This window comes from Neisseria gonorrhoeae (assembly GCF_003315235.1).
Classification (GTDB): domain Bacteria; phylum Pseudomonadota; class Gammaproteobacteria; order Burkholderiales; family Neisseriaceae; genus Neisseria; species Neisseria gonorrhoeae.
In genome coordinates this window covers 1-16,150 of the sequence record NZ_QNRU01000018.1, presented here as the reverse complement: position 1 = coordinate 16,150, position 16,150 = coordinate 1, and the positions used below count along the sequence as shown (strand labels likewise).

14 protein-coding genes and 1 pseudogene are annotated in these 16,150 nt (G+C 51.3%); 5 read left to right on the top strand and 10 right to left on the bottom strand.

Features of this window, described 5'->3' with window-relative positions; genetic code table 11:
* Positions 1–11 precede the first annotated feature (11 nt).
* The 8 genes and pseudogenes from DFR77_RS08200 to DFR77_RS08165 form a co-directional block, all read right to left on the bottom strand.
* Complete coding sequence (locus DFR77_RS08200) at positions 12–209, bottom strand: hypothetical protein (protein WP_003690155.1); 198 nt, start codon at positions 207–209, stop codon at positions 12–14.
* A gap of 9 nt (positions 210–218) precedes the next feature.
* On the bottom strand, positions 219–1,235 hold the full coding sequence (locus DFR77_RS08195) for a lysozyme inhibitor LprI family protein (RefSeq protein WP_003690156.1): 1,017 nt from the start codon (positions 1,233–1,235) through the stop codon (positions 219–221).
* Between the two features lie 98 nt (positions 1,236–1,333).
* Positions 1,334–2,548, bottom strand: a complete 1,215-nt coding sequence (gltS, locus tag DFR77_RS08190; RefSeq protein ID WP_003690157.1) for a sodium/glutamate symporter — start codon at positions 2,546–2,548, stop codon at positions 1,334–1,336.
* A gap of 447 nt (positions 2,549–2,995) precedes the next feature.
* Positions 2,996–3,094 (bottom strand): annotated as a pseudogene (locus DFR77_RS14695) (hypothetical protein); the annotation flags it as partial.
* Positions 3,095–3,100: 6 nt separating this feature from the next.
* Positions 3,101–4,222: an HNH endonuclease signature motif containing protein gene (locus DFR77_RS08180; protein ID WP_003697699.1), complete on the bottom strand. Its 1,122-nt coding sequence runs from the start codon at positions 4,220–4,222 to the stop codon at positions 3,101–3,103.
* Between the two features lie 62 nt (positions 4,223–4,284).
* Positions 4,285–5,292 carry a DNA adenine methylase gene (locus DFR77_RS08175; RefSeq protein WP_003700718.1) on the bottom strand — a complete coding sequence of 336 codons (1,008 nt, stop codon included), beginning with the start codon at positions 5,290–5,292 and terminating at the stop codon, positions 4,285–4,287.
* Complete coding sequence (locus DFR77_RS08170) at positions 5,285–6,286, bottom strand: DNA cytosine methyltransferase (RefSeq protein WP_003690264.1); 1,002 nt, start codon at positions 6,284–6,286, stop codon at positions 5,285–5,287. Before DFR77_RS08170 ends, DFR77_RS08175 begins: the two co-directional genes overlap by 8 nt.
* Before the next feature lie 30 nt (positions 6,287–6,316).
* On the bottom strand, positions 6,317–8,590 hold the full coding sequence (locus tag DFR77_RS08165) for a Tex family protein (protein ID WP_003690166.1): 2,274 nt from the start codon (positions 8,588–8,590) through the stop codon (positions 6,317–6,319).
* A 114-nt stretch (positions 8,591–8,704) separates the two neighbouring features.
* Here DFR77_RS08165 and galE point away from each other — a divergent pair, with 114 nt between their 5' ends.
* The 4 genes from galE (at position 8,705) to rfbC (ending at position 12,428) form a co-directional block, all read left to right on the top strand.
* The gene (galE, locus tag DFR77_RS08160; RefSeq protein ID WP_003694383.1) at positions 8,705–9,721 is read left to right on the top strand and encodes a UDP-glucose 4-epimerase GalE; all 1,017 of its coding nucleotides are present in this window, start codon (positions 8,705–8,707) and stop codon (positions 9,719–9,721) included.
* The gene (gene rfbB, locus DFR77_RS08155; protein WP_003690169.1) at positions 9,722–10,762 is read left to right on the top strand and encodes a dTDP-glucose 4,6-dehydratase; all 1,041 of its coding nucleotides are present in this window, start codon (positions 9,722–9,724) and stop codon (positions 10,760–10,762) included.
* Positions 10,763–10,866: 104 nt separating this feature from the next.
* Positions 10,867–11,733, top strand: coding sequence for a glucose-1-phosphate thymidylyltransferase RfbA (rfbA, locus tag DFR77_RS08150; RefSeq protein WP_047924190.1), 867 nt, complete (start codon positions 10,867–10,869; stop codon positions 11,731–11,733).
* Positions 11,734–11,870: 137 nt separating this feature from the next.
* Positions 11,871–12,428 (top strand): dTDP-4-dehydrorhamnose 3,5-epimerase, encoded by a 558-nt coding sequence (rfbC, locus tag DFR77_RS08145; RefSeq protein ID WP_003690171.1) that lies wholly within the window; start codon positions 11,871–11,873, stop codon positions 12,426–12,428.
* Between the two features lie 43 nt (positions 12,429–12,471).
* Here the strand turns inward: rfbC and DFR77_RS08140 are convergent, their stop codons facing one another.
* Together DFR77_RS08140 and dnaJ are read right to left on the bottom strand one after the other, a co-directional pair.
* Positions 12,472–14,490, bottom strand: coding sequence for an OPT family oligopeptide transporter (locus DFR77_RS08140; protein ID WP_003690172.1), 2,019 nt, complete (start codon positions 14,488–14,490; stop codon positions 12,472–12,474).
* Between the two features lie 194 nt (positions 14,491–14,684).
* Positions 14,685–15,806 carry a molecular chaperone DnaJ gene (dnaJ, locus tag DFR77_RS08135; protein ID WP_003690173.1) on the bottom strand — a complete coding sequence of 374 codons (1,122 nt, stop codon included), beginning with the start codon at positions 15,804–15,806 and terminating at the stop codon, positions 14,685–14,687.
* Between the two features lie 133 nt (positions 15,807–15,939).
* Between dnaJ and DFR77_RS08130 the strand changes: the two genes are divergently transcribed.
* Positions 15,940–16,150: transposase (locus DFR77_RS08130; RefSeq protein WP_488472647.1), on the top strand; the 211-nt coding region annotated here is incomplete at its 3' end.

Sequence of the window (16,150 nt, the reverse complement as noted above, 5' to 3'; positions counted from 1 at the left end):
CAATTTTCCCTTTATCTGCCGAACAGGTTGGCGATATTTTCCATCTGTTCTTCGGTAAAACCGTTTTCGCCCAATCTGGCGGCAACTGCCCATTCGCCCGACAAACCGTGGTCCGCACCGAGCTGCCGCCATTTTTCGACTTTGGCTTCGGCTGTGGTTTTTTCGGGCAGCGGTTTGACGGGAATCCTGCTTTTGGGGACGGTATTCATCGGTTTGCCCTAATCGATGGAATAGCCGCGAAGATACTGTATCCGTTCGCGCGTCATCCGCGTGTCGCATTGGAGCTTGAGGTATTCGGCGTATTCCTGCCGGTCTGCCTGCGCGGCGGCTTGTCGGCAGTTGCTGATTTTTTCCTGCGCCCACTTGCGCTGTTCGCCGACCAACTCTTTTTGCACGTCGGTATCGAGTCCTCCCCAAAGTTTGGTAATTTCGGATTCCGCACGTTGGTTTTGTACGCGCGCCTCTTCCACTTCGCCCCGTGATACGGTAACGGTATCGGCACGCTCGACGTCGTCGGGATGCAGGATTTCGGGTTCGGGCGCGCCTTCTGCGGCTTGGGGTACGCCCGCATCGCCGCCGGCGGCATTGTGTTCCAAAATGTCTTCGGGGGTGGGTTTGGACGGTTCTTCTTCACGGGCTTTGCCGCTCAAAACCCTGACCGCGTCTTCTTTTGTCACCGCCTTGCCGTCTATCATCACGATGCTCTTCACGCCGTAAGGCAGCAACGCGGCAGACAGCGTTTGCGCCGCCATACCGACCGTGTTGTCGATAAATGCCGTCCGAGCGTCTTTGGCGGGCAGGAAGCGGACGGCTGCCGTCAATACGCCGTCTTTAAACTCGACATTGCCGCCCGTCTTCTGCTGCACGATGTCTGCCAAAGACGTTTCCCCATACAGCAGGGGGCTGTTTGCCTCGGCATCGGCAAGCGTTTCAGACGGCACGGTAATGTTCAAATCGGCGATACAGAACGTGCGCCCGCCTTCCTGCGTTTCCGAAGCGTGTTCCAAAGAAAACGCCAAACCGTAGGCGGCGGCGATAATTTTGTCGGCATCGACAAACTGCCTGCCGTCTTCGCGCGCGAAAGAACGCGCTTCCTGCGTGAGCGTTTCCTGAATACTGCCGCGTATGTCCTGCAACACGGCGGGGTTGGCGCATTCCAACGCCTTGGGCGGTTCTTCCCTGCCGCACGCGGCAAGCAGCAGGGCAAACGGCAGCGCAATGAGTTTCCGATACATGATGTTCCTTCCAAACGGTGCAGACCGATGGCGGCTATCATAGCAAAAGCACCTGCAGGCGGTAAACCTTGCAGGCGCTTTGTCGGAAAGGCGGAAAATCAGCCTTTAAAGAAATTCACAAAACCGGTGAGAATCGCGGCATTAATCAAATCGACAAAGAACGCGCCGACCATAGGCACAATCAAAAACGCCTTATGTGACGCGCCGAAAGTATGCGTGACGGACTGCATATTTGCCACCGCCGTCGGCGTTGCGCCCAAACCGAAACCGCAGTGGCCGGCAGCCAATACTGCGGCATCATAGTCGCGCCCCATAAAGACATAGGTAACAAAAGTCGCGTACAAAACCATCACTGCGGTTTGTACTGCAAGAATCACGGTTACAGACCCCGCCAAACCGGTCAGCTCCCACAGTTTCAAATTCAGCAACGCCATTGCCAAGAAAAGCGAAAGCGAAGCATTGCCGAACACATCGATGGCACGGTCGAACATATTGACCTTGAATGCGGCGGTAAGGATGTTGCGGATAACCACGCCGCCAAACAGACACCACACGAATTTGGGCAGGTCGAACAGGTATTCTTTGTCGAAACCGTCCATAATCTCGGCAAACGCCAGACACGCGGCAAACATGGCAAGCGTTTCAACGGCAGATTCCGCCGTAATCAGGCGGGTGCGTTTTGCCTGCTCGAACACGTCGTCCGCGTTGTCGTCCTGATCCTGTTTTGTGTTTTCAACCGGTTTGCGGCCCATTTTGTTGATCAGGCGGCGCGCAACCGGCCCGCCGATCAGGCCGCCGAACACCAGCCCGAAAGTAGCCGAAGCAATACCCAAACCGGTTGCGCCGACCAAGCCGTATTGCGTTTCAAAATTAGGTCCCCACGCACCTGACGTGCCGTGTCCGCCCGTCAGCGACACCGAACCGGTAATCAGACCGATGAGCGGGTCCAAACCCAAAGCCGTAGCCAGTCCGACCCCGACAAAGTTTTGCACCAAGATAAATCCGCCCACAATCGCGGTAAAAACCACCAGCGGCAAACCGCCCGCCTTCAAACGGGAAAAATCCGCGCTCAAGCCGATGGACGTGAAGAAAATCAGCATAAACGCATTTTGCAGCGGTTTCTCAAATTTGAAGCTCACGCCGTACGCCTCGTGCAGCGCAAACAGGATAATCGCGGCAATCAGCCCGCCCGCCACGGGTTCGGGGATGTTAAAATCACGCAAGATTTTGATTTTCTTAACCAAAACCTTGCCGACCAACAAAACCAAAGTGGCGGCAATCAAGGTGTAATAACTGTTAAACGCCCATTCCATATCGTTTGACCTCCTAAAATGTTTTTCTTTATATCCGCCCGAAGGGGACGCAAGCGCGAAGATATTAGGGGAATAGTTAAGGCTTGTCAAAGAATCGCCCTTTTTTATAGTGGATTAAATTTAAACCAGTACATCGTTGACTCGCCTTGCCGTACTATCTGTACTGTCTGTGGCTTCGTCGCCTTGTCCTGATTTAAATTTAATCCACTATACAACTATTTTTTACAAACAAAATGCCGTCTGAAACTCCGTTCAGACGGCATCATGGGAATACACATATTTGAAATAACAGAAAAAGCGGGGGCAAAACCCGCCGCTGCATCTGTCGCTGTACATCCCTGCTGTCGGACTTACCGCTTCAACTTCGCAAACGCATCCGCCATCGCCGAATTGGTTGGGACACGCTCGTTGCGTTGTGGTTTGCGGCCGGCTGTCCGTTCGCGGCTGCGGTTTTTCCAGCTCGGACAGAATGTCCAGAATGGTCGGCAGTCCGAAGTGTTCGTCGGTAAAGTCGGACGCTTTGATTTGCTTCACGCGCTCGCGGTTAACTGCCTAAATATGAAATTCTTGGTCTTCTTGTAGCATAAGTTCTCGATGATATGCCAAGTAAGATTTACGTTTGTCGTTGAGCAGATTGTTATCTAGCTTCACATCACACCAACGTCGCCAAACATCATCTGATAACCGCTTAGATTTCACCATATTTCCTTCATCATCAAACGAAATATATTTCAAATCAAATAGGCTATCCAAGGTACGACTTAATAGCAAGCCGTTATTTGGGTCGTATGCTTCGGTATCATCCGACAGGATGAAAGGCTTAATATGACTGGCAATCAATACAGGATAGGCAAGTTTTTCCAGCATACATTTCACATTACCGTAATGTTCTTCACTTTCTTCTTGAAGTTGGTTTTTGTATAGGCGATGTAAATAAGGGTCGCGTTTCCTTACAGTAATTTCATCCAAATTACCAAAAATACGTTGGGCATCCTCAGCAAAATATAAGTCATCACCTACTCGTTTTAAGTCGTCTAATTTGTCTAATAGGTTCCATAAATAACTTATTTGATTGTATTTTCGTTCAATAAATCCTGATTCTATTCCCTGTTGAAAATAATCATTCAATTCTGTTTCGGTTAGATAATCTTGTTGAAAGGTTTTTAAGTCTACTAACATCATGGCGGCAATTTCTTTTTTATTTAGCTTGCCTTGTGGATGCTCGACCAGCGTTTTAATCAGGAAATTTATTTGTCGAATATTAGAGTTTTCAGTTACTGAACGCTGAAAGCCAGAGTGCGATACGATTTTGGAAAGTAGGGTTTGTCGTTTTCGGTTAGTACGAGCTTGTACATAATCTCGTGATAAAGGTGTATAGCTTGATAAAAACGGTTCTATAAATCCCATTTTTACAAATTGATTAATAGCTTTACGAACCGAGGCCAAATTCATGGCCTTGCTTGTTCTCTGCGAAGCCATAACGGAATCTTGGGCAATGTTTTGCTGCAATGCTTCATATAGTTCGTTGCTGTATGGCTGGTCTTGATTCGCATCAATAAAGTCAAGACAAATATTGAGTGCAGTACAAAATTTTTGATCGTTATAATTTGTAAAGGCATTGGTAAACGCCCAATAATCTTCATAAATTTGGCTGTTTGGCTGATTATTACTCATCTCTGTCTCCAAGAATATTCGATACCAATATTCTGTTTTTGTATTTAAGTAATATCTATCATTCATGTATTTTCTACTAAAAACAGAATTTCCTTATGGCTTTGCTTCTTTTCTTTTCCTGTAACCTTATAAACGTGAGGCGTTTCCAAGATTTGTACATTTCGCCCATTTTTACCTAACATTTCTTCTAATTCATCTCGGTTTGGATATGAAGCATTGTTGTAGCTTAACAGCCAATATTTAAATGGTTTCAAATGATTGATTACCCTTTTAAATAATTCGACAGCCTGCTTTTTATCCATGAAATGATTGGCAAATGGTTTGGGTATGGATGATGTAATGTAACTGTCCAATAATCCGTAAAAGCCAAAATAATTGTTCATCGTGCCTGTGTAAGGTGGGTCTAAATAGACGGCATCAGCTTGTATATTAGGTAATAAATCAAATATATCTTGATTAAAGGCGTGATGCCGCCAGCCATTATTGAAAACAGCTTGGTTATAGTCATCCAAATTTTGCAGAAAATGACTTTGAAAACTTTCATTGTGGTAGGCGCGTCGACGGCCATATTTAGCATAACTGTATTCTTCATCACGCAGTTGTTTAACTTTTTCCCAAGGAATTGTGAATCGTGAATAGGGCATTTTACGTATCATGGCGCGACGCATTAAAGTAAACGCCAAAGCACGTTTATACTGGTTATTCAGCTTCCCTATATTTTTACAGTACAAATCAAGTTGTTGGCATTCATCGTGAAAATAGAATTTTTCGGAATAACGCTGACTCATAAAACCGGCATGCGGGCTGCCTGAAAAAATCATTGCGACATCATCGTCATTTAATGTTTCATGGTTGTTTTCTATTAATGCTAAAGCAATTTGGTAATTAATTGCCAAAATATCGTTAGTAATCACACGATAGCCGCGTTTTTTGGCTTCGTAGGCAAAGGAACAGCCTCCACTAAATACATCTGCAACTGTATCTACATCAGACGGAAGCTGGTCACAAATCCAGGAAGCTATTTTCTCTTTATTACCGATATAGTTAATTTTCGGATATTTCTTATTCATTTTCACTCATTTTTAAAATACTTTCAGCAATAGCTTTTGCCAATAAAGGCGGCACGGCGTTACCAACCTGCTGCTGCTGGGCAATTTTGCTGCCGCAAAAAATAAAATTATCAGGGAAAGATTGTAAGGCAGCTAATTCACGAACGGTTAAAGCCCGATTCTGTTCATAGTGAAAAACTTTGCGCATATCTCCTGTAATACAAACGGCTGGTTTGTTGCTGTTGTAACGGATGTATTTACGGATATCACCTGTTTTCGGACGTAATGGTTCAGGAATATCGTTACGGTTACCTCCATTTTTAACAAATGCCATTTTTTCTAACATTTGTGCCGAATGATTCATAGCTTCATGATTTGCAACGTGTGGATTGCTTTCGCCAGCAGCCAGTTTTGGAAAATGTCCTATTGCTGATCCAACAGTCTGATGGGAAATCTGCAAAGGTTCGGGAAAGGAAATTTTGCCTTTATCCCTCCTCCCGATAAATATCACTCGGCTACGTATCTGAGGAACACCGAAATCGGCTGCACTCAGTATCTTACATTCCACCGAATAACCGATATTCTGAAATGCTTGAATAATCTCAATACGTGTTTTACCTGAATTGTGTGTATAGAGTCGCGCTACATTTTCCATAACAAAAAAATATGGTTGGACAATTTTAACTATTCGGACAAACTCTTTAAATAAATGGTTGCGTGGGTCATCTGTAAATGTCCGTCCAATCTTTCCTGCCATACTAAAACCTTGACAAGGTGGTCCTCCAATAACCAAATCAACTGATTGTCCGTTAAGACAATTGGTTAAATCTTGTTCGGTTAGTGTGGTTAAATCTTTTTGCAGTAATTGATGACGGGGGAAGTTGGTACGGTAAGTCTGACAATAATCAGACTCCATTTCAACAGAAAGCAATTGTTGGAATCCGGCTTGTTCAAAACCCAAGGATAGGCCTCCTGCTCCTGAGAAAAGGTCAATATAGGTAAGTGGTGTGTGCATAAGTCAAAATCCATAAACTCTTCGATTATTTTACCGCTTCAGCTTCGCAAACGCATCCGCCATCGCCGAATTGGTCGGGGCGCGGTCGTTGCGTTGGGGTTTGCGGCCGGCTGTCCGTTCGCGGCTGCGGTTTTCAGACGGCATTTTATGTTTTGCGCCGCCCGGTTCGTCATCCAAGCGCATGGTCAGCGCGATGCGTTTGCGTGCGGCATCGACTTCCAGCACTTTCACTTTTACCACGTCGCCGGCTTTCACCACTTCGCGCGGGTCTTGGACGAACTTATTAGACAGGGCGGAGATGTGCACCAAGCCGTCCTGATGGACGCCGATGTCCACGAACGCGCCGAAGTTGGCGACGTTGGAGACCACGCCCTCGAGTATCATGCCGACTTGCAAGTCGCTGATTTCGTGGATGCCTTCGGCAAACGATGCCGTCTGAAACGCACCGCGCGGGTCGCGGCCGGGTTTTTCCAGCTCGGACAGGATGTCCAAAATAGTCGGCAGACCGAAGCGTTCGTCGGTGAAGTCGGATGCTTTGATTTGCTTCACACGCTCGCGGTTGCCGATGAGTTCGGCGGCGGTAATGCCTTGTTGCGCCAGCATTTTGGCGACGACGGGATAGGCTTCGGGGTGGACGGCGCTCGCGTCCAGCGGCTCTTTGCCGCCGTTAATCCGCAAAAAGCCTGCTGCTTGCTCGAAGGTTTTTTCGCCCAAGCGCGGTACTTTTAGCAATTTTTTTCGGCTGTCGAACGCGCCGTTTTCATCACGGTAGGCGACGATGTTTTGGGCAAGGGTTTGATTTAAACCGGAAATCCGCGCCAAGAGCGGGGCGGAGGCGGTGTTCGCGTCCACGCCGACGGCGTTCACGCAGTCTTCGACCACCGCGTCCAGCGATTTGGCGAGCCGGCTTTGGTTCACGTCGTGCTGATACTGCCCCACGCCGATGGATTTGGGGTCGATTTTGACCAACTCGGCAAGCGGGTCTTGCAGCCTGCGGGCGATGGACACTGCGCCGCGCAGGGAAACATCTAAGTCGGGAAACTCGCGCGCCGCCAGTTCGGACGCAGAATAAATCGACGCGCCGGCTTCGGAAACGACGATTTTGTGCAGGCTGCTTTCGGGCATTCCGCGCACCAGTTCGCCCGCGATTTTGTCGGTTTCGCGGCTGGCGGTGCCGTTGCCGATGGCGATGAGCTTCACACCGTGTTGTTTAATCAGGCGCGACAACGTTGCCAACATATTGTTTTCTTGATGCAAATAGACAATGACCGTATCCAGCAGTTTGCCCGTGTCGTCCACCACGGCGCATTTCACGCCGTTGCGGTAGCCGGGGTCGAGTCCCAAAGTGGTCAGCCGCCCGGCGGGCGCGGCGAGCAGCAAGTCTTTGAGATTGCGGGCGAACACGGTAATCGCGTCAGTGTCGGCAGCTTCTTTCAAACGATTGAGAGCTTCGAGTTCCAGCGACAAAAAGATTTTCGCGCGCCAAGTCAGGCGCACGGTGTCGCGCAGCCATTTGTGGCCGTCTGAAACCTTGAAGCGGCGGGCGATGATTTGCTCGTATTCGCTTTGCTGCGTAATCGGCGTGTCGTCGGGCTGGTATTTGAGCGCGATGTTCAACACGCCTTCGTTGCGACCGCGCAAAACCGCCAGCGCGCGGTGGCTGGGCATGGCGCGCACGGGTTCGCGGCGGTCGAAATAATCGCTGAATTTTTCGCCTTCGGTTTCTTTGCCTTCAACGACTTGCGTGTGGATTTCGGCTTCGTTCCACAGCTTGTCGCGCAGCGTGCCGATGAGTTCCGCGTCTTCGGCAAACTGCTCCATCAGAATCGCGCGCGCGCCATCCAGCGCGGCTTTGGCGTCGGGGATGTTTTCGTTCAGGTAGCCTTGCGCGGCGGCTTCCACGTCCTGCGGCTGTTCGGCAAGCAACACGTCCGCCAGCGGCTGCAAACCGTGTTCGTGCGCGATTTGCGCTTTGGTGCGGCGTTTGGGCTTGTAGGGCAGATACAGGTCTTCCAGCGCGGTTTTGTTGTCGGCGGCTTCGATTTGCGCCCTGAGGTCGTCTGAAAGCTTGCCTTGCTCTTCAATGCTTTTTAACACAACGGCCTTGCGCTCTTCCAACTCGCGCAGGTATTGCAGCCGCTCGGCAAGCTGGCGCAGCTGCGTATCGTCCAGCCCGCCCGTGGCTTCTTTACGGTAACGCGCGATAAAGGGGACGGTCGCGCCGTCGTCCAAAAGCTCGATAGCGGCATTGATTTGCACGGTAGTGGCGGAGAGTTCTTGGGAGAGGATTCGGGTGATGTTCATAAATTGCCTCCGTGATGCCGTCTGAACAGCCGACGGCGCAATGTGGGTAATCGTTTGGAAAAGATGAAGATAATACTGATATACTTTGCCCGATACAATCTGAAAGGAATGTTTATGACCGTCCTGATTACCGGCGGCACCGGCTTTATCGGTTCGCACACCGCCGTCTCGCTCGTCCAATCCGGTTACGATGCCGTGATTTTGGATAATCTGTGCAACTCGTCTGCCGCCGTCCTCCCGCGCCTTCGGCAAATTACCGGCAGAAACATACCGTTTTATCAGGGCGACATCCGCGACTGTCAGATTTTGAGGCAGATTTTTTCAGAACATGAAATCGAATCCGTCATCCATTTTGCCGGTTTGAAGGCAGTGGGGGAAAGCGTTGCCGAGCCGACAAAATATTACGGCAACAATGTTTACGGCAGCCTGGTGCTGGCGGAAGAAATGGCGCGCGCGGGCGTGTTGAAAATCGTATTCAGCTCGTCGGCAACCGTTTACGGCGATGCGGAAAAAGTCCCCTATACGGAAGATATGCGCCCGGGCGATACCGCTAATCCTTACGGTGCGTCCAAAGCGATGGTGGAGCGGATGTTAACCGACATCCAAAAAGCCGATCCGCGTTGGAGCGTGATTTTGTTGCGCTATTTCAACCCGATCGGCGCGCACGAAAGCGGACTTATCGGCGAACAGCCCAACGGCGTTCCCAACAATCTTTTGCCCTATATCTGTCAAGTGGCTTCGGGCAGGCTGCCGCAACTGTCGGTATTCGGCGGCGACTATCCGACCCCCGACGGTACGGGAATGCGCGACTACATCCATGTGATGGATTTGGCAGAAGGGCATATCGCGGCAATGAAGGCGAAAGGCGGCGTTGCCGGCGTACATTTGTTCAACTTGGGTTCGGGACGCGCCTATTCCGTTTTGGAAATCATCCGCGCCTTTGAGGCCGCATCCGGTTTGCACATTCCTTACCGAATCCAACCCCGCCGCGCCGGCGACTTGGCGTGTTCCTATGCCGACCCGTCCCATACCAAACAACAAACCGGCTGGGAAACCAAACGCGGCTTGCAGCAAATGATGGAAGATTCGTGGCGTTGGGTCAGCCGCAACCCCGGCAGATATGGGGATTAAATGCAAACCGCAGGCAAAAAAAACATCCTCGTTACCGGCGGCGCGGGTTTTATCGGCTCGGCAGTCGTCCGCCATATTATCCAAAACACCCGAGATTCCGTCGTCAACCTCGACAAGTTAACCTACGCGGGCAATCTCGAATCGCTGACCGACATTGCCGATAATCCCCGCTACGCTTTTGAGCAAGTGGATATTTGCGACCGCGCCGAACTCGACCGCGTGTTCGCGCAATACCGGCCCGATGCCGTGATGCACTTGGCGGCGGAAAGCCACGTCGACCGCGCCATCGGTTCGGCAGGCGAATTTATCCGAACCAATATCGTCGGCACATTCGACCTGCTGGAAGCTGCGCGCGCCTATTGGCAGCAAATGCCGTCTGAAAAACGCGAAGCCTTCCGTTTCCACCATATTTCTACCGATGAAGTCTATGGCGATTTGCACGGCACAGACGATTTGTTTACAGAAACCACGCCATACGCGCCGTCCAGCCCCTACTCCGCCTCCAAAGCCGCCGCCGACCACCTTGTCCGCGCGTGGCAGCGGACTTACAGGCTGCCCTCCATTGTCAGCAACTGTTCCAATAATTACGGCCCCCGACAATTCCCCGAAAAACTCATTCCTTTGATGATTCTGAACGCACTTTCCGGCAAACCACTGCCTGTGTACGGCGACGGGGCGCAAATCCGCGACTGGCTGTTTGTCGAAGACCACGCGCGCGCGCTGTATCAGGTCGTTACCGAAGGTGTTGTCGGCGAAACCTACAATATCGGCGGACACAATGAAAAAACCAATCTCGAAGTGATCAAAACCATCTGCGCCCTCTTGGAAGAACTCGCCCCCGAAAAACCGGCCGGCGTGGCACGGTATGAAGATTTAATTACTTTCGTACAAGACCGCCCCGGCCATGATGCCCGCTACGCCGTCGATGCGGCGAAAATCAGGCGGGATTTGGGCTGGCTGCCTTTGGAAACTTTTGAATCCGGCCTCCGCAAAACCGTGCAATGGTATTTGGACAACAAAACCCGGCGGCAAAACGCATAAAACGGCAACTGCCGTTCGGAACGCTTAGGTACGGGCAAATAGTTTTCAGACGGCATCCCGACGCAATGCCGTCTGAAAACCCATCGCAAAGGAAGAAAGAAAAGATGAAAGGCATCATACTGGCAGGCGGCAGCGGTACGCGCCTATATCCGATTACGCGCGGCGTATCCAAACAACTGCTGCCCGTGTACGACAAACCGATGATTTATTACCCCTTGTCGGTTTTGATGCTGGCGGGAATCCGCGATATTTTGGTAATTACCGCACCCGAAGACAACGCTGCCTTCCAACGGCTACTCGGCGACGGCTCCGACTTCGGCATCCGCCTGCAATATGCCGTTCAACCCAGCCCCGACGGCTTGGCGCAGGCATTTATCATCGGCGAAGAATTTATCGGCAACGGCAATGTCTGCCTGATTTTGGGCGACAATATTTTCTACGGTCAATCATTTACGCAAACATTGAAACAGGCCGCCGCCAAGACCCACGGCGCAACCGTATTCGGTTATCGGGTTAAAGACCCCAAGCGTTTCGGCGTGGTTGAATTTGACGAAAACTTCAACGCCTTATCCATCGAAGAGAAACCGCAACAGCCCAAATCCGATTGGGCGGTAACCGGCTTGTACTTCCACGACAACCGCGCCGTCGAGTTCGCCAAACAGCTCAAACCGTCCGCACGCGGCGAATTGGAAATTTCCGACCTCAACCGGATGTATCTGGAAGACGGCTCGCTGTCCGTTCAAATATTGGGACGCGGTTTCGCGTGGTTGGACACCGGCACGCAAGAAAGCCTGCACGAGGCGGCTTCCTTCGTCCAAACCGTGCAAAATATCCAAAACCTGCACATCGCCTGCCTCGAAGAAATCGCCTGGCGTAACGGCTGGCTGACGAAAAAAGATGTGGAAACACGCGCAAAACATTTGGAAAAAACCGCCTACGGGCAATACCTGCTGCACCTAATCGGCAAATAAATACCGTCTGAACGCCCCGACGGCTTTCAGACGGCATCCAAACCGTGCCGCGCCGCCACCTTAACCGACCTGCCGCACGGCGCGCATAAAAAATCAAACCGCAAAAAACAGCGGTAACGATACCGCCAAAGGACTTTATGGACATCATCGACACCGCCCTCCCCGACGTAAAACTTTTAAAACCGCAAGTCTTCACAGACGGGCGCGGTTTTTTTATGGAAACATTCCGCGACGGATGGTTCAAAGAAAATATTGCCGATCGAACTTTCGTGCAAGAAAACCACTCCAACTCCAGCAAAGGCGTATTGCGCGGCCTGCACTACCAAACCGAAAACACCCAAGGCAAACTCGTACGCGTAGTTGTCGGCGAAGTGTTCGACGTGGCCGTCGATATGCGCGAAGGTTCGCCGACTTTCGGCAAATGGGCGGGCGCAACCTTGTCGGCGCAAAACCGATACCAGCTTTGGATACCCGAAGGCTTCGCACACGGTTTTTGCGTTTTGGGCGACGCGGCGGAAGTCGTGTACAAATGCACGGACTATTACAACCCTGAAACCGAACAGGTTTTAATATGGAACGACCCGGCAATCGGCATAGGCTGGCCGCTTCAAACCGCGCCGCTGCTTTCGCCCAAAGACCTTGCCGGCAAAACGTGGGCACAAGCCGAAAAGCTCCGCCTTACGCTTTCCCGATAAAAAATGCCGTCCGAACGTTTCAGACGGCATTTTCTCCGACAGGCTACCTACCCGCCTTCAGTACGCGCTGTGCAAAGAAAAACATCCCGGTAACGAAGAACGCCAAGCCCAACCAAGAAGCGGCGGCATCCCAGTTTTGCAGATTCAACGCGAGCGGCGCATCCGAGCCGCCGTTGGTCACAGAGAAGGCAATAATAAACGCCATAATTACACCAATCAGGCTTTCACCGACAATCAGGCCTGCCGCGAAAAGCGTACCGATACGGTCGGCGTTTTTCAGACGGCCTTCGCGGTTTTCCGCCTTCTTGCCAATGATGTGTTTCAACACCGCCGCCAACACCGCGCCTGCCACGATGGGCATATTGACGGACGGCGGCAGATAAATGCCCATACCGACCGCAAGGACGGGCAGAGCAAGTTTACCGCCTGATGATTTTTTCAACACCAAATCGACGACGATTAATACCGCTCCAATCGCGATACCGGTAAAGATGTACGCCCATTCGAGGTTGTGGGCGAAAATGCCCGACGCAATGGTCGTCATCAAAGTCGCTTGAGGGGCTGCCAAAGCCTGCGCCGCATCCATGCCTTCGCGCGGCATTGCGCCGGTAAAGCCGTAGGCTTCGTAAAGCAGTTCCAACACGGGCGAAATAACCAGCGCACCAACGATACAGCCGATAATCAGGGCGACTTGCTGCCGCCAAGGCGTAGCTTTGAGCAGGTAGCCGGTTTTCAAGTCTTGCAGGTTGTCGTTGGAAATCGAAGCCACGCAGATTACTGCCGATCCGCAAAAAAGCGTCAACGCCAGTAAGAATTTGCGGTTGGCCTCATCCGCCAACAAACCTCCGGATTCGCCTACCAGCAGCAAAACCAGTGAAATAACGACGATGGACACGATGCCCACGCCGGAAATCGGGCTGGAAGACGAGCCGACCAAACCTGCCATATAACCGCAGGCGGCGGCGACCAAAAAGCCGATGACGGAAGCCAAAAGCGTGCAAACCGCCACCAAAAGCCACGCCATGCCGCCCGTAATGTGCGAATCGCCGATAAAGTGGTAAAACGACACGCCTAGAATAAACATCATAGACAACACCCAGAAAATCATGGCTTTAGGCGACAAATCCTGTTCGGCGCGTTCTGTAGCGGGCGCACCGCCGCCAAAACTCTTGAACGACATCTTCATGCCTTCCACCATTGGCTTGAGCAGCATCAAAAGCGTCCAAACCGCCGCGATACCTATGGTTCCCGCACCGATAAAACGCACTTTTTCCTTCCACAGCTTCATCGCAAACGCCGCCATTTCCATATCGGAAGGTTGCGGAATGTGTGAGGAGAAATACGGCACGGCAATACCCCAAGCAATCGAAATGCCCAGCAGGATGGCGATGCCGCCCGTCAGTCCGACCAAATAACCCGCGCCCAACAAGACCAGTGAAAAGCCCATCGGCAGTTGGAAAATTGCCGTACCGCTTTTAAACCAATAACTCGCGCTATCGGCAATCACACGCAGACCTCCGGCGCAAAAGCTCATCAATCCCGCCAACGCGCCGCCGGCCGCCAGCTCTTTGATACCGCTGCCGCCCTGACGGTCATCCCCTTCTTCATGACCGCCCACTTTCAAAATTTCAGCAGCCGCCACACCTTCCGGATAAGGCAAATCGCTTTTCACCACCATCGCGTAACGCAGCGGAATGGTGAAAATCACCCCCAAAATCCCGCCGGCAATACATAAAAGCGTCGTCTGCCAAAACGGGAAACCGCTCCAGTAGCCCGCCATCAGCAAACCGGGCAGGACGAAGATGATGGTTGAAAGCGTACCCGCAGCCGAGGCTTGGGTCTGCACCATGTTGTTTTCCAAAATATTGCTGCCTTTGAAAAATTTTAAAACCGCCATCGAAATCACCGCCGCCGGAATCGACGAGGCAAAGGTCAGCCCGACTTTCAAACCGAGGTAAACGTTAGACGCAGTAAAAATTACAGTGATCAATGCGCCGAGTATCATGCCTCGGAGCGTCAGTTCGCGGTATTTTTCTACCGAACCGGATAAAGATTTATTCATTATTCTTCCTTTGACAACAGACGTTCACATATTGTTGGCATCACGCCATGATGTCAAGTTTTAAAAAGAACAGTTAAAAACAATTATCCCACCCTGCCCATACCCAATTGAAAATAAAAACTATTTCCAAACGAACAAAAACAGCCGTATCAGGGAGGTTCCCCGATACGGCTGCTTGTTTCCGAACCTTAAAATCAATCAAACAAATCGCGCAGCTTGTCTAAAAACGATTTCTTGCGCGGCGTTTGGTTTTCCAAGCCCGTAGAAATCCGCTCAAATTCTTCCAAAAGCTCTTTTTGACGGTCGGTCAAATTGACAGGCGTTTCGACAACAATATGGCAGTACAAATCGCCGGTCGCGCTGCTGCGTAAAGATTTGACACCCTTACCTTTCACGCGCATCCTCCTGCCGGTTTGGGTTTCTTTGGGGACGGTGAGCTTGACTTTGCCGTCCAAGGTCGGCACTTCTAACTCCCCGCCCAAAGCAGCCGTGGCAAAACTAATCGGCAGTTCGCAATGCAAATCCAAACCATCGCGTTGGAAAATCTTATGCGCCCGAATGCGGACGGTTACATACAGGTCGCCGGCAGGCGCGCCGTGCATACCCGGCCCGCCTTCACCGCTCAAACGGATACGCTGCCCGTCATCGATACCGGCGGGAATATTGACTTCCACCGTCTTGACCGCCTTATTCCGCCCCACGCCACGGCATTTGACGCAAGGTTCTTTAATATGTTTGCCCGCACCGCGGCAGGTCGGACAAGTCTGCTGCATACGGAAAATCGCCTGCTGGATGTGCACCGTACCCGAACCTTTGCAAGTCGGGCAGGTTTCCGGGGATGCCCCCGGTTTCGCGCCGCTGCCGTTGCAGACATCACACGCTTCATAAGTCGGAATATTGATGCGTTTCTTCACACCTTTTGCGGCTTCTTCAAGCGTGATTTCGATACCGACCTGCACGTCCTCACCCTGATAATCAGGCTGGGCGCGCCCCGAACCACCTCCAAACATTTGGCTGAAAATATCCCCAAAGTCAAAACCCTGCGCACCGCCAAATCCGCCAAACCCTCCGAAGCCCCCCTGTCCGCCGCCTTCAAACGCCGCATGACCATACTGGTCGTACATGGCACGCTTTTCCTTGTCGGACAAAGTTTCATACGCCTTTTGTACTTCTTTAAACTTCTCTTCCGCCTCTTTATTGTCAGGATTGCGGTCGGGATGGTATTTCATCGCCAATTTACGGTAGGCTTTTTTAATCTCATCATCGGTAGCTGCTCTTGCCACACCCAGCGTCGCATAAAAATCTTGATTACTCATTTTTTCATCTAAAAATAAAATCACGGCTTAAAATGAGGGCAATTGCGCAAAACACAAGACAAACAGACTGAGACCTTTGCAAAATTCCCCTAAAATCCCCTAAATTCCCACCAAGGCATTTAGGGGATTTCCCATGAGCACCTTCTTCCGGCAAACCGCCCAAGCCATGACTGCCAAACACATCGGCCGCTTCCCGCTATCGGAGTTGGACCAGGTGATTGATTGGCAGCCGATCGAACAATACCTGAACCGTCAAAAAACCCGTTACCTCAGAGACCGCCGCGGCCGCCCCGCCTATCCCCTGTCGTCCATGTTCAAAGCCGTCCTGCCCGGACAATGGCACA